This is a genomic window from uncultured Bacteroides sp. (assembly GCF_910578895.1).
GTDB lineage: Bacteria > Bacteroidota > Bacteroidia > Bacteroidales > Bacteroidaceae > Bacteroides.
In genome coordinates this window covers 1-14845 of sequence record NZ_CAJTSC010000039.1, presented here as the reverse complement: position 1 = coordinate 14845, position 14845 = coordinate 1, and the positions used below count along the sequence as shown (strand labels likewise).

General features: G+C 46.5%; 9 protein-coding genes. 8 read left to right on the top strand and 1 reads right to left on the bottom strand.

Annotation, left to right across the window (positions count from 1 at the left end; genetic code table 11):
- Nucleotides 1–68: 68 nt before the first annotated feature.
- Complete coding sequence (locus QZ327_RS10340; protein WP_294619000.1) at nt 69–1529, bottom strand: aminoacyl-histidine dipeptidase; 1461 nt, start codon at nt 1527–1529, stop codon at nt 69–71.
- Between the two features lie 277 nt (nt 1530–1806).
- On the opposite strand from QZ327_RS10340, the gene QZ327_RS10335 reads away from it, so the two are divergent.
- The 8 genes from QZ327_RS10335 (at nt 1807) to QZ327_RS10300 (ending at nt 14775) form a co-directional block, all read left to right on the top strand.
- Nucleotides 1807–2040: a hypothetical protein gene (locus tag QZ327_RS10335; RefSeq protein ID WP_294618998.1), complete on the top strand. Its 234-nt coding sequence runs from the start codon at nt 1807–1809 to the stop codon at nt 2038–2040.
- A gap of 29 nt (nt 2041–2069) precedes the next feature.
- Nucleotides 2070–2672: an OmpH family outer membrane protein gene (locus QZ327_RS10330; RefSeq protein ID WP_294618996.1), complete on the top strand. Its 603-nt coding sequence runs from the start codon at nt 2070–2072 to the stop codon at nt 2670–2672.
- 302 nt (nt 2673–2974) lie between these two features.
- On the top strand, nt 2975–5818 hold the full coding sequence (locus tag QZ327_RS10325; protein WP_294618994.1) for a glycosyl hydrolase family 28-related protein: 2844 nt from the start codon (nt 2975–2977) through the stop codon (nt 5816–5818).
- A gap of 9 nt (nt 5819–5827) precedes the next feature.
- Complete coding sequence (locus tag QZ327_RS10320) at nt 5828–7504, top strand: putative Ig domain-containing protein (RefSeq protein WP_294618992.1); 1677 nt, start codon at nt 5828–5830, stop codon at nt 7502–7504.
- Between the two features lie 14 nt (nt 7505–7518).
- Complete coding sequence (locus QZ327_RS10315; RefSeq protein ID WP_294618990.1) at nt 7519–9093, top strand: DUF362 domain-containing protein; 1575 nt, start codon at nt 7519–7521, stop codon at nt 9091–9093.
- A 132-nt stretch (nt 9094–9225) separates the two neighbouring features.
- Nucleotides 9226–11409, top strand: coding sequence for a DUF362 domain-containing protein (locus tag QZ327_RS10310; RefSeq protein ID WP_294618989.1), 2184 nt, complete (start codon nt 9226–9228; stop codon nt 11407–11409).
- Between the two features lie 83 nt (nt 11410–11492).
- The gene (locus tag QZ327_RS10305; RefSeq protein ID WP_366143341.1) at nt 11493–12812 is read left to right on the top strand and encodes a glycoside hydrolase family 28 protein; all 1320 of its coding nucleotides are present in this window, start codon (nt 11493–11495) and stop codon (nt 12810–12812) included.
- Nucleotides 12813–12885: 73 nt separating this feature from the next.
- The gene (locus QZ327_RS10300; RefSeq protein WP_294618985.1) at nt 12886–14775 is read left to right on the top strand and encodes a glycoside hydrolase family 97 protein; all 1890 of its coding nucleotides are present in this window, start codon (nt 12886–12888) and stop codon (nt 14773–14775) included.
- The last annotated feature ends 70 nt before the right edge of the window (nt 14776–14845 follow it).

The window sequence follows — 14845 nt, the reverse complement described above, 5'->3', positions numbered from 1 at the left end:
GGGGGTGTCAGAATGTATATTTGCTGACTTTTTGACACCCCGCTTCCGATAAAACAGGAGTGGTATTTTTAATTCTTCGCCGGGATATGTTTCAGGATATCCAGCAGGTGGTCCCAGAACTTTTGTACCGTAGGAATGAGCATCCGTTCATCGGGCGAGTGTACCCCTTGCAGGGTAGGTCCGAAGGAAATCATATCCAGAGAGGGATATTTATCAAGGAATAACCCGCATTCCAATCCGGCATGTATGGCTTTGACTTTGGCGTCCACACCGAACAGGCGTTTATATGACTCTACTGCGATTTCCAGAATTTCCGAATGCGGATTGGGTTTCCAGCCCGGATAGCCGTCGCCGAAAGAGACAGTTGCTCCTGCCATCTCGAATACGGTACGTACCATAGTGGCGATATCTTGTTTGGAAGATTCGATGGAGCTGCGTTGGCTTGTTTCAATGCGGATAATGTTATCGGGCTTCATCTTTACGGATGCCAGGTTTGTGGATGTTTCTACCAGGCCCGGAATATCCTGGCTCATGGCATAAACACCGTGTGGAGCTGCGTAAAGGGCTTGCAACAGGCGTTTGGTGGTGTCTTTGTCAATGGCTTTGATGCGGGGAGATTCCGATTCGAGTACAAACAGCAAATCAGGATCCGCCACTGCATATTCTGCCTCGGCTTGGGCGGCAAATACATTTAAGTCGGTACGCAATGCGTGTTTGTCGGCTTCGGGAATTGCTATGACAGCGTATGCTTCGCGTGCGATGGCGTTACGTAGGTTACCACCGTCTATTTCGCAGAGATACATATCGTATTTCTTGAAAGTCTGGCTCAGGAAACGGTTCAGCAATTTGTTGGCATTGCCGAGTCCTAAATGAATGTCGCCGCCGGAATGCCCGCCTTTCAGTCCTTTTACCTGTACTTTACAGAAGAAATATCCTGCCGGGATGTCTGTTTCTTTGTAGGTAAATTCGGCTACGGAGTCTATGCCGCCCGCACAACCGATGAAAAGCTCGCCTTCATCTTCTGAGTCGAGGTTCAGAAGAATATCCCCGTTCATAAAGCCTTCTTGCAAGGCAAAGGCACCGGTCAGTCCGGTCTCTTCATCTACGGTGAACAGGCATTCCACCGGTCCGTGCTCAATACTGTCATCGGCAAGGATGGCGAGTTCGGTTGCTACGCCGATACCGTTGTCCGCTCCCAGCGTGGTACCTTTGGCTTTTAACCATTCTCCGTCTATCTCGGTTTCGATGGGGTCGGTCAGGAAATCGTGTTTCACATCGTTGTTCTTTTCGCATACCATATCCACATGAGACTGGAGTACGACCGTTTTACGGTTTTCCATGCCCGGAGTGGCAGGTTTCCTAATCAATACGTTTCCGGCTTCGTCTACTTTGGTTTCCAACTTGTGTTTTTCTCCGAATGCTTTTAAGAAAGCAATAATTTTCTCTTCCTTCTTGGAAGGGCGCGGAACTTGGCATATTTCCTCGAAATAGTGGAATATGCCCGCCGGTTTCAGCTCTTTTTTTTCCATATCTTATAGTTTATAGCAGGCAGGACACACTTGGCGTGTATTCTAATCCTCGGTTTTTGAAATTCAATTCTTCTGCAAATTAACCTCTCATTGCTAAAGTTGGTTAAATTAATTGACTATTTTATTCCCCTTTCTCTTTTTTTAGAGTAAAAAAGGATGCTTAGTCCAACCAAAGCCCTATATTTGCACCCGTAAAACAGCATAATCTGAAAGTAAAAACGAAATCAGCGTGTTTTTACCGGATGATATTCTGTTTGATGCAACAAAATTAATGGAAATGCTTGGTACATTATTGATAACTTTGTTAATAGTTGCTATTTGCATTGTTTTATTGGGCGTAAAGGTCTTTTTTGTGAAAGGCGGCAAGTTTCCCAACGGACACGTTAGCGGTAATAAGGCGATGCGGGATAGAGGAATCGGGTGCGTGCAGTCGCAAGACAGGGAAGCACAGAAGAAAAACCGTTTCTCTATCGATGAACTGGAAAAAACCTTAAACGATAGTATGAACTAAATAAACTAAAAACAATATTTTTACAAATTATGAAGAGATTAAACTACCTCGTAAACGGTTTGGCAGCTCTTGTACTGACCGTTTTATTTTCTCAATGCGCCGGTAAGGCGGATAATCAGACGACAAACGAATCTGCACAAGCAGCCGGGCTGTCCGGAATGAAAATCGCTTATGTGGAAATAGATACGCTTTTGGCTAAATATAACTATTGCGTCGATTTGAATGAAGCGATGGTGAAGAAGAGCGAAAATGTACGCTTGACCTTGAACCAAAAGGCAAAAGACCTTGACCGTCAAAAACAGGAATTCCAAACAAAAGTTCAGAACAATGCTTATCTGACACAGGAACGTGCCCAACAGGAATACAACCGTATTGCCAAACTGGAACAGGATTTGCAGAACTTGGGTAATAAGTTGCAGTCCGAACTGATGAGCGAGAACGAAAAGAACAGCTTGCAGTTGCGTGATTCTATCAATGCTTTCCTGAAAGAGTATAACAAGACCAAAGGTTACAGTATGATTATCAGCAATACCGGATTCGACAACCTGTTGTATGCCGATAGCATTTATAACATTACCCGCGAAATCCTGGACGGTCTGAATGCAAGATACTCTTCTCCGGCTAAGAAATAAGTTGGAAAAACAGTTTGCGGTTTATTTTGTTAACTTGATTGCATGTAATATGTTAACAAGATAGAGCGTAATAAGTTAATATCATAAAGAAAGGAAGTTAACATCATGCCCGGCATGAAGTTAACTTCCTTTCTTATTTCTATAAATGCCTGCCGGTTCTTGCGTATGGATGATGCCGGCTTTTTATAAAAATGTACCATTCTTTTGTACTTTCTTCTCAAAGTATCTTTTACGGGGAATTTCCTGTTTCTATTCGATTTTTAATCTTTTATATTTGCTCTGTAATTTGAATATTTTGAAACATGAAAAACATGACAAAAGGATTGTGTACTTTCCTATCAAAAACATTTTGGTTGTCCTTATTGTTAGGGACAGCGGGTGTCAATAGTCGTGCAGAGGAGTTATATCCTTGGCAATTGACAAAAGATTCTTTAGTGTTGTTCAAAGGAACTACTTACCGTTACACGGTGGATACTCCGGAAAAGCAAGGATTGGTTTCCACCTTGCCGACAGTAGACGAATTGAAGGCGCAATTGGCGCATTCCGGTGCGGGCACTTTTCGCTTATTTGCCGCCAACGGGCAAGAAAAGACCGGAGGTGTACCCGAAAAGGGCGATTATCTGCTTGCCGCATCTTCTCAAAAACGCTTGCCGATAGGTGTCCGTAAAGGCGCATTGCCCCCGGTGTTAAAGCTGGACCGTGCGGAAGCCACTATACAGACCGCCGGAAAATTGTCTTTGGACTTTTATGCAGGACAACGTAGTCCGATGTCTACGGTGACCATTCATATCCCGGCAGGAATTGATGTGACGTTGGATAATACTACGGTCAATGTAATAGGGCGCGGTGAAGTTCTGTTGCGCGACCTGCCCAAGCAATCTATCGGGCGCACCGGCACCAATTACTCTTACAGTAAAGTCGGCGAGGTTGAAATCAAGAAAAACGGAAAGAGTGGCACTCAATTGATTTTTAGGAAATTGGATTTCCGCCCGTCTAACGGACCGGATATCAGGCTCTGTATGAGCGGTGTGGCGTTCCCGTCAAAAGGTACTTATACGTTTGGTGCCGAATATACCGTTTCGGAACCTGAGGTATTGAATAGCCCCGTTGCCACCGCCACTTTAAAGGGAGTGACAACGGTAGCCGATTTCACCCGGACGGTATTGAGCGCCTTTACTTATAAGAAGGATTGGGACCTGTCGTTTACCACATTCTACTGGACTACTCCTAAAGATGCCCGGTCTGTGACGTTGTTGAAATCGGAAGATATGGGAAAAAGCTGGGAACCGGTGAATGTCTCGATACTTCCGGACGATGATTTTACTACAGCTTCCCGTCTGGAACCTAACCGGTTGTATGCTTTTAAACTCAGGATAAAAGGTGGTGATAACCAGGGAGACTCCAACATCGCATGGTTCTATTCGGGCTTGTGGGACGTCAAGACACTGGGCGTGAAAGGTGATGCGGTTGCGGATGATACGGATGCTATAAACCGTGCCATCGAAAAGGTGAACGGATTGGGCGGGGGTATTCTGTATTTTCCTGCCGGAACATACAATGTCCGTACCGTGCATCTGTTGAGTAATGTGTGGCTGAATCTGAACAGTGAAGCTACTATCCAAGCCCTGCCGGGAGGAGATGCGCCGGAAACGACCTGGTTTAGCGACCGTGCTTACCGTTCGGGATTGTCTCCGACCGATCCTCGTCCGTATGCCGATCCTGAGAATTATTTGACAAAGCAGGATGTGGGACACACTTTCTTCCGCAACGCCATGTTTTTCGGCGAACGTATAGATAATGTAAAGATTGTAGGAACGGGACGCATCACCGGTAATGGCAATATTGTTACTACCGACCGTGTAATGAATAATGCACCGGAGAAACGCTGTGATAAAATGTTCTCTTTGAAACTTTGTACCAACATTGAGATTGGCGGTTGGGATGTCAATAAAGATATGTGGTACGATCCGCAGAAAGACGAGCCTTATTATATCGAGAAAGACGGGCAGAAAAACTATGATGTAAGCAACATGCTGCATATAGACCAGGGCGGTCATTTTGTACTGTTGGCAACGGGCACTGACGGCATCCATGTGCACGATACTTATTTTGCGAAGCATAATTCGAAAAATGCCCGCGACATATACGACTTTATGGCATGTAATGATGTTACGGCTACCAATATTTATTCCCGTGTAAGTTCGGATGATATCGTGAAACCCGGTTCGGATTGTTCGTTAGGCTTTACCCGCCCGGCGCATAACTATATGGTGCGCAATATCGTGGGAGATACGAATTGCAATCTTTTCCAAATCGGTTCCGAGACGGCCGATGATATCCAGGACTTGTATGTGGATAATATTTATGTGTTGGGTGCCAACAAAGCCGGTTTTTCTATTTCGACCAATGATGGCGGCCATATCAAGAATGTATATTTGAATAGCGGCAAAACCGGACCGATACATTCCCGTTCTGTAATGCGCCGCACGCGTGCTCCTTTCTTTATCTCCATATCCAATCGTGGAAGGGTGCTTGGCGCGGATGTGGAGTCCTTCACTTTCAAAGAAAACGGAGCAACCCGAAAGGAATTGCTGGTTACCAACTCCAATATCGGCCAGGTGGAAAATATAGTCATAAAGGGAGTGGATATTGAAGAAGTGTATGGAGGAAGTTCTTTCCGTGGCGGTCGTTGGAAAGCATACGACGGTTCTCAGAACAAGGCAACGCCTATCATTGCAGGCTTTAAACTTCCCGATACGGAAAATGTGGAGGGCGGACTGACCTTTCGTTTGCCCAACGGGTTGCATACGGGTTATATCGAGAACGTGCAGTTTCATGATGTGAATTTATTGGTGAAAGGCGGGCATCCGGTAGAAGATGCGGAAGCCTGTCCGCCCGAAATCGGAGTGGGACGTTACAATGTGGGAGATTTGAAGACCCAGCCTTCTTTCGGTTTCTGGGCGCGTCACGTCAAAGGGTTTGTCTTGAATGGCTGCAAAATAAATGCAGAGGATAAGGACGGACGTTATGCGGTGGTTCTGGATGATGTGATTGGTGCTGAAGTAACTGATCTGCAAGTGGCAAAAGGTATTACGGATAAAGAGAACGTAAAGGCTGTTCGCAGTCAAAATGTTGTTGTAAAATAGAAAAAGAAAATGATGAATAAATTAATCACCGGTATGGGAATACTGTTCCTGAGTGGAATGGTATCTGTCTCTGCCTTTGCGCAGATGCAGTATGTGGAGAATGACGCATGTCAGGACGATATGTCGTTGTCCACTCCTAAATTCGTGAGCGAAGCTTCTCCTTTGGATACTTTGAGAAAGTATATCCTGACTCCTAAAGCGCCTGATACGCCGCGCATCAATGGTGCCAAGGTATTTGGCGTACGTCCCGGTTCGCAATTCCTTTATACTATTCCCGCCACGGGTATCCGCCCCATGGCTTTTGCGGTGGAAAACCTGCCGAAGGGGCTGAAGGTAAATGCGGAAACGGGTAGGATTACCGGAAGCATTCGGAAAGCGGGAGAATACGTTGTGACGTTCGTTGCCAGAAACTCTTTGGGAGAGGCAAGGCGTAGCTTCAAGATTGTTGTGGGCGATAAGATAGCTTTGACCCCGCCTATGGGTTGGAACAGCTGGAACTGCTGGGGAAATGCCGTAAGCCAGGAAAAGGTGCTCAGCTCGGCTAAAGCGATGGTCGAGAAAGGGCTGATTAATCATGGATGGCAATATATCAATATCGATGACGGCTGGCAGGGACTTCGTGGCGGTAAGTACAAGGGAGTGATGACCAACAGCAAATTCCCGGACATGAAAGGGCTTGCCGATGAAGTTCATGGTATGGGACTGAAAATAGGTATCTATTCGGGACCATGGGTCGGCACCTATGCCGGACACATAGGGTCGTATTGTGAAAACCCCGAAGGCACTTATGAGTGGGTGGAGAAGTATGCAAATGAGCATTATCGTTATGTAGACCCGACTAAGAAGACCAAGCACGGAATCAATTATCATCATGGCAAGTATTCATTTGTAAGGAACGATGTCCGGCAATGGATGGAGTGGGGAATGGATTACTTGAAGTATGATTGGAACCCGAATGATGTCTATCACGTAACAGAGATGCGTGATGCGTTACGTTCTCACGACCGTGATGTCGTATTCAGCCTTTCCAATAGTGCCCCGTGGGGAGATGCCGCCCAGTGGGAACGGCTTGCCAATTGCTGGCGTACTACAGGCGATATAAAAGATACGTGGGAAAGCATGAGCCGTTTGGGATTTAACCAGACCAAATGGGCACCTTTCGTAGGTCCGGGACATTGGATTGATCCGGATATGTTGGTGGTAGGCATGGTAGGTTGGGGACCTAAGCTCCATTATACCCGTTTGACGCCGGATGAACAATACACGCATATCAGCCTGTGGGCATTGCTCTCTTCACCTTTGCTGATAGGATGCGACATGGCACAGTTGGACGATTTTACATTGAGTTTGCTGACTAACGATGAAGTGATTGAAGTAAATCAAGACCCTTTGGGAAAACAGGGAATGGTGGTTGCCGGAGAGGGCGATGTTGTCACGTATGCGAAACCGCTGGAAGACGGTTCAGTGGCTGTCGGCCTGTTCAATCGGGGCAATACTGTGGCTAAAGGGACCCTTACCTGGAAGTCGGTAGGTATTCGAGGCGAACAGACGGTGCGTGACCTTTGGCGGCAGCAGGATGTTGCAAAATCTGATACGGAGTTTACAACGGACATAGCGCCTCACGGTGTACGTTTTATCAAGTTGTATCCGGGAAATAGTCGTGAACAAGCTACCAGCGGTAGATAAAAACAGGGGAAGTCATGAAACGGATTTATTTATACTTTAAAGAAAAGACGGAGAAAGGAGAATTTTCCTCAAAACAAATGAGGATATTGCTTTTCTGGGGGCTGGGGCTTTCATCGACTCTCTGGTTCCTGCTTCGGGTAATACCTAAACCGTCTCGCGCCTATTATCCTTGTATGCAGGCGGCTGCTCCGATGATGTCGGCATTTGTCACTTATATACTGTCGTTTACCGCCGCTTGGTGGAGTGGGCGGAAATTGTTGGGCGCCGTCCGTCAGCGGAAGATATTCGTTGGTGTGTTTTTCTTTCTCTGCCTTTGTGTATTTGGCACAATGACGCTTGTCGAGAATAGCGCGCAGTTATTGGCACAAGCGGTTTTACCGGCATCGGAACCCCGTATGGCATGGGGCAAAAACAATCCGGTAGGTACTCCGAAAGGTGTATATCCGGGACGCGTTGTGTGGACGCATGCTCCGGGAGCCGCGACTTGGAAAAAAGGTGAAGGGTTCTGGTATGAAGACCGTTGGAACAGTCAGGAAGATGCGGACTGGCTGATGAGCAATGCGATTCTTTCACTGACGGGAGAAACAAAGGAGAAGTCTGCATGGAATGTACTTTTCACCTCTTTCAATCAAGAGCATGGGAAGGGAAAGAAAGGATATAAGAAGGGAGAGAAAATTGCTGTCAAGATTAATCAGAACAACTCTTTCTCGCATGAGGATTGCGAGCAACTGAATGCCTCTCCGCACTTGACTCTCGCCTTGTTGAGAAGTCTTGTCAATGAAGGGGGAATTCCCCAAGAACAGATTACCGTGTTTGATGCAAGCCGTTTTATAACCGATGCGTTGTTTGATAAGTGTCATGCCGAATTTCCGGATGTGATCTATTTGGATAATGAAGGCGGGGCGGGACGTACAAAGTCCACTTATACGGCAGATGCCATTCCGTACTCTGTGGATAACGGTCGTTTGGCCCGTGGTTTGGCAAACTGTGCCATAGAAGCGGATTATCTTATTAATATGGCTTTGCTGAAAGGACACGGGGGGCAAGGGGTGACTCTTTGTGCCAAGAATTGGTACGGGGTGACGGACATAGACCGTAATTTCCGTAAGAACCAGCATAATAATTTCAACCAGGACCGTGGCGGAAAACCGCGTTACATGACATTTACCGATTACATCGCTCATAAGGATTTGGGGCAGAAAACGATGCTTTTCCTGATAGACGGGCTGTATGGGTCGGAAAAGGTCAACGGAGCCCCCTCCGGAAAGTGGAAGATGCCGCCGTTCAATAACGATTGGCCCTGTTCATTATTCGCTTCTCAAGATCCGGTAGCCATTGATGCGGTTGGCATTGATTTCTTGAGTTCGGAATTTCCCCGTATGGCGGATGTGGATTATTGTGATATGTATCTGGTAGAGGCGGCGATGGCAAATCTACCGTTATCCAATACTTTTTATGATCCCGAACGTGACGGGACGGGCGTAAAAAGCCTGGGAGTTTTGGAACATTGGAATAATCCGATTGATAAAAAATATAGCAGAAACCAAGGGAAAAACGTTGGAATAGAGCTGTTTTATCTACGTAAATAACATTCTGTTTATTCTGTGAGACGATTTTTCAAGGATTTGAATAAATTCTTAAAATCGTCTCTTTTTTATATCCCTATTTTTGTATCGGACTATTACGGGTAATATGGTTGTAAATAATATAATCTATATAGTATGAAAAATAGAATAAAAAAATGGTTCTTCAAGACTTGTCCCAAAAGCGGACGTATCGTAGGTATTAATAAAAAGAATGTCGTGCTAAAGATATGCTTTCCTTTGTTGGGATTGACGGCTTTGGTCTGGTTTCTGATTCGGGTGGTGCCGAAACCCAGTCGTATAGAATATCCTTGTCAACAGGTAGCTGCTCCGATAGCCCTTTCTTTCGTTGCGTTTATCAGCAGTACTTTGGTGGGCATGGGGACGTGGAGGCACTTCCGGAATTTGTGGAATGCCCGTCGCATGGCACTCGGTTTGTCCGTATTGTTAATCGGAGGATTGGCAACGGGAATGTTGTACGTGATGTCTGTAGATAATTCGTTGATGGGACAGGTTATTCGCAAACAAATAGATAACGGTACCGATATGGGGCATTTTACTCCGATTGACGCGCCGAATGCTCCTATGGGAGTGGCTAAAGGTATCCATCCGGGACGTGTTGCCTGGGCGTACGATCCGAAAGCCGCTGCATGGGACGGTAAGCATGGGCTTTATTCGGATGCGGATAATAACAGCCAGACGCGTGTGAACGATATGCTCGAGGGAGTGATCATTGCATTGACAAAACAACATACGATTGACAAAGCATGGGATGAACTGTTCCGTGTTTTCAATCATAAGAAAGGTAAGGGGGCTGTCGGTTATAAAAAGGGAGAAAAGATTGCCGTTAAAGTTAACCTGAATGATAATGGCGGTTCGAATATCATAGATGCTACTCCTCAGTCCGTATATGCCTTGTTGCACCAGTTGGTAGACATTATGCAGGTACCTCAAAGCGATATTACCATTTATGATGCACAGCGTCGAGGCATTTCCGCCATTTACGATTATGTGCAACCGCTCTATCCGGATGTGAACTATCAGAACTGGGGCGGTTTTGTGCCGGATGTCATTCATTATTCCAGTGAGATTACGGACGAGGGTGCCATGAGTCTGGCACGTGTAGCCTATGAGGCGGATTACATGATTAATGTGGCTTTGATGAAGCGTCATTCCGAACCTACCGATAAATGGCGCGACAGTGCCGGGCAGACAGGTATTACGGCTACCGGCAAGAACCAGTTCGGTTCGGTGGGAAAAGTGCCGCCATTGCATCTTAGTATCCGCGACTGGTCTTCTTTCCGTGGAATGGGGACATACAACTGTATTGTCGACTTAATGTCTCACGAACGTATCGGGGGCAATACGCTGGTATATATCGTAGATGCCATGTATGTCAATCCGAAACACAACGGACGTGCGGTGCGTTTCAAACGTGCTCCGTTCAATAACGGGTGGACATCCAGTTTCCTGGCGTCCAATGACCAGGTTGCCATCGAATCGGTCGTACTTGATTTTATCTATTCCGAACTTCCTCTGCCTGCCAATGCGGATAACTTCCTGCACGAAGCTGCCAATATAGGAAATCCGCCTTCGGGTATTGCTTATGTGGATAGGAAATTGGGCAGTCTGGGGGTACACGAACATTGGAATAATCCGGAACAACGTATGTATAGCCGCAACCTGGGTACCGGCAAGGGGATTGAATTGTACCGGGTGCCTTTGGACGAAAACCGTTCCGCCATTGAATATTTCTATGCGGATGAAAGCGCTTTGTGTTATAAAGTCTCCAATGCCGATGAAGTGAGATTGAACAATAAGAAGTTGGATGCCATGGAAGGCTGTTTGCCCTTCAGGGTAACTCGGACTACAGACTACCGCCTTGAGGCAATAAAGAACAATAAGGTAGTGGCTGCCCAGCGCTTGGTGCTGCGTTGCCTGCAGCCGGTAGCAACTTATCAGGCAAAAGACCTGGCTTTGAGCGGTTCGGCTGCTGTCAATGAGGACGGTTCTGTAGAATTTAAAGGAGAAAAAGGAAGTTCCAACGGTTCTATTGCCTGGAAAGTGGATGCTCCGTATGCCGGCAACTATTATTTGGAGATTGCTTATGAAGGTGGCAATCCTGTTCCGTCCTATCTTTATATCAATGGGAAGCAGGTTAGTGAAAATATAGGATACCTTGCCACAACAGGAAATAAACGCGGTAAGTTTGTATTTCCCATTAATCTGGAAAAGGGGGTAAACGAATTGAGACTGGAACATCCCGGACGCCGTAGTAACAAACTATATACCATAACTGTTGCCAGTGAGAAAAATGATTGATAAACACAAATAAACACACTAATATCATGAAAAGAAAAAGTTATTTAGGATTATTGTTTTGGCTGTTGGCATTGCCTTTGGCCATGCACGCCGGGGAAACCTATAATGTGAAAAAGTACGGTGCTAAGGGGAACGGTAAGAAAATGGATTCTCCCGCCATTCAGAAAGCTATCGATGCCTGTCATAAGGCAGGCGGTGGAACGGTGGTTGTTCCCGCAGGTACTTATCTTTCGGCGACCATTGTCTTAAAAGATAATGTGACTTTGCATTTGGAGAAGGATGCGCTGATTTTAGGAACTACGGATTATAAGGCGTATGACAACCTGGACCCTTTCACCGAAGGTTTGGGCATTGATGTCGGTTGGGCTTTAATGGTTGCGGTAGATGCCAAGAATGTGACATTGGAAGGTGAAGGAACGATTGACGGACAAGGCTCTGCCCTGAAAGCACGGCATATCAAGGAAGACACCCGTCCCGAAGGCAAACGTTGGGGATTACGCCCTTTCTTGCTTCGGTGGGTGCGTTGCGAGAACGTGAAGGTAGAGGGGGTGACCCTGAAATATGCCGGTGCATGGACGTCGCACTACTTCCAATGCCGTAATGTCAATATCCGTAACGTGACAATCCGCAGTTTCGGAGTGGCGCATAATGACGGTATCAATATCGACGGTTGCCAGCATGTACGTATCAGCGATTGCGACATTGTCAGTGGCGACGATGCGCTTTGTTTTAAAACAACTTCCAGTAAAATGGGATGCGATGACATTGTCATATCCAATATGAAGTTGAAGAGTAATCAGGCTGGTATCAAAATGGGGACGGAGTCGATGGGCGGATTTGAGAATATCAAGATTAGCAACTGCCACATTTACGATACCAAGAACGGAGGTATTAAGCTGTTCTCCGTAGACGGTGCGCATTTGCGCAATGTGGAGATATCGGATATCACCATGGAAGAAGTGCGTACGCCCATGATGTTCCGTTTGGGAGCGCGTTTAAGCGTGTTCCGTAAGAAAGAAGATACGCAGCAGCCCATCGGCGTTTTTGAGAATGTCACTATCCGTAATGTAAAAGCGCTTGCAGCGGATAATGCACAGTTGAAACCGCCTTCCGGCATTCTTATTACCGGTATCCCCGGTCATTATATTACCAATCTTACATTGGAGAATATCCACATCCGTTTATTGGGTACCGGTACGCCGGAAGACGCTTTGTCTGTAGTGCCCGAAGCGATAGACCAATATCCGGAAGTAAAGACCTTCGGTCCTAAAATACCTGCCTATGGAGTATGGGCGCGCCATGTGAAAGGACTTAAACTGAAGAATGTCACTTTTGAACTGAAGAATCCGGATGCCCGTCCTGAGATTATTTGCGAGGACGGAGATATGCAAATCTATAAATAAGAATTGTATCCTGATTTACCATTCAAAATTTAAACAGGCTCTTGATTCATCATCATTAGTTGAATAATATATCATGAAAAAGACTTTATCCATATTACTCGTAGGCTGTTGTGTTGCCGCCAATGCCTATGCGCAGACTTTAGCTTCTGTGGCAAGCCCCGACGGTTCTATTGTCTTGCAGATAAACGGCAAGGACAATAATCTGTCTTATAACGTTAAGAAAGCTGGTAATGACGCATTGGTTGAGGCTCCTATCCGCATGACGGTAGATGACCGGGAAATCTGTTGCGGGGTTTCCGTATCCTCTTCGGATACATATAAAACGGATGCAACCTATCCGATTAGGGGGGCTCACTCTTTGGCGGTAGATAAAAGCAACGGTTTGTTGCTCCGGTTGAAGAACAGGCAGGCGGGCACCGATTTCACTTTGGAGGCTCGTGCTTATAATGACGGCATCGCTTTTCGCCTGATTCTTCCGGGTGATAAGAACAAGGCAAGAACTCCCGATGAACATACCGTTTTTACTCTTCCTGCAAGAAGCCGGGTGTGGTATCACGATATGTATTGCCATTATGAGGGTATCCATCAAAAGAAAGACGTTTCCGAAATAACGAAAGGAGAGTGGGCTGCACCGCCTGTAACCGTGCAACTGCCGGATAATGCGGGCTATCTGTGCCTGACGGAATCTGCTCTGATGAATTATGCCGGTATGTCTTTGCAGGCGAACGGAGATAATGGTTTCGAAACCAAGTTGGGACATGCACAACCGGCGGGATACCCTTTTGCGCACGATTACAGCCTGGAAGAGGCTCAGCGCTTGTCGCGTCCTGCTTCCATTGCCGGAACGATTACAACTCCGTGGCGTACCGTAGTGATAGCCGATGACTTGAATGAACTGGTGAACACCGATTTGATAACCAATCTTGCTCCGGCACCCGACAAGAAACTTTTTCCTAAAGGTATAAACACGGATTGGATTAAGCCCGGACGCTCGGTATGGTGTTGGCTGGACGGAGGTGCACGTACGTTGGAGAGTATGAAAGAGTTCTCCAAACTTGCCGGTGAATTGGGATATGAGTATAATACGGTGGATGCTTTTTGGTATCGTTGGACGGACGAACAACTGAAAGACTTGGTAGACTATTCCGCCAAGTATGGCGTGAAAGTGTGGTTGTGGCGTCACGGACGGGATGTACGCGACCCGGAAAAGCGTAAGGCGCTGTTTGAGAGATGCCACCGTTTGGGCATAGTCGGATTGAAGTTGGATGCCTTTTCGCACGAATCGAAAGAGTTCATCGATTTGTATCAAGCCTGCCTTAAAGAGGCTGCCGAGTATAAATTGATGCTCAACATCCACGGCAGTAATAAACCTGCGGGGGAAGTACGTACCTGGCCGAATGAAATGAGCCGCGAAGGCATACGCGGATTGGAATATGGCAAGAAGCAATATGAATGGTCTACACATAACACCACGTTGCCCTTTACGCGTTTGGTAGTGGGAGCGGGCGATTACACCCCGGTCGTTTTCGGTGAGCGCCGTTTGGAAACTTCCTGGACACATCAGATTGCGACTTCTTTGGTTTTCAATTCTTCCGTTATCTTCTTTGGTTCTCATCCTCAGAAGATGTTGGATAATCCGGCAGTGAAAGTCATAAAGAAGATACCGGCTACGTGGGATGAAACGATTGTATTGCCCTCAAGTAAGATTGGAGAAGTGGCGGCTTTTGCCCGCAGAAGCGGAGATACTTGGTTTCTCGCCGTGCTGAACGGACAGAAAGAGTGTGCCATACAGTTCCCGCTGGACTTCTTGGGTGACGGTTGGTATGAAGGAACGGTGCTGAACGACACTCCTTCGAATTCGGCTGCGATAGCTACGCAACGTGTTTTCTGCCGGAAATCCGATTCACTGACCGGTATGATGCGCGTTGGTGGCGGATATATCGTCATGTTTACACCTAAATGATATGAACTAACTTTCAGAGCCTGTTTAAATTTTGTTCAGCCTTCTTTTGAGCGTTCTTTTCAAGGATGTT

What these genes read in the sequence shown, in the direction of transcription:
- QZ327_RS10340 (WP_294619000.1), bottom strand. Translation starts at nt 1,529, where the DNA reads ATGGAAAAAAAAGAGCTGAAACCGGCGGGCATATTCCACTATTTCGAG.
- QZ327_RS10335 (WP_294618998.1), top strand. Translation starts at nt 1,807, where the DNA reads ATGCTTGGTACATTATTGATAACTTTGTTAATAGTTGCTATTTGCATT.
- QZ327_RS10330 (WP_294618996.1), top strand. Translation starts at nt 2,070, where the DNA reads ATGAAGAGATTAAACTACCTCGTAAACGGTTTGGCAGCTCTTGTACTG.
- QZ327_RS10325 (WP_294618994.1), top strand. Translation starts at nt 2,975, where the DNA reads ATGAAAAACATGACAAAAGGATTGTGTACTTTCCTATCAAAAACATTT.
- QZ327_RS10320 (WP_294618992.1), top strand. Translation starts at nt 5,828, where the DNA reads ATGATGAATAAATTAATCACCGGTATGGGAATACTGTTCCTGAGTGGA.
- QZ327_RS10315 (WP_294618990.1), top strand. Translation starts at nt 7,519, where the DNA reads ATGAAACGGATTTATTTATACTTTAAAGAAAAGACGGAGAAAGGAGAA.
- QZ327_RS10310 (WP_294618989.1), top strand. Translation starts at nt 9,226, where the DNA reads ATGAAAAATAGAATAAAAAAATGGTTCTTCAAGACTTGTCCCAAAAGC.
- QZ327_RS10305 (WP_366143341.1), top strand. Translation starts at nt 11,493, where the DNA reads ATGCACGCCGGGGAAACCTATAATGTGAAAAAGTACGGTGCTAAGGGG.
- QZ327_RS10300 (WP_294618985.1), top strand. Translation starts at nt 12,886, where the DNA reads ATGAAAAAGACTTTATCCATATTACTCGTAGGCTGTTGTGTTGCCGCC.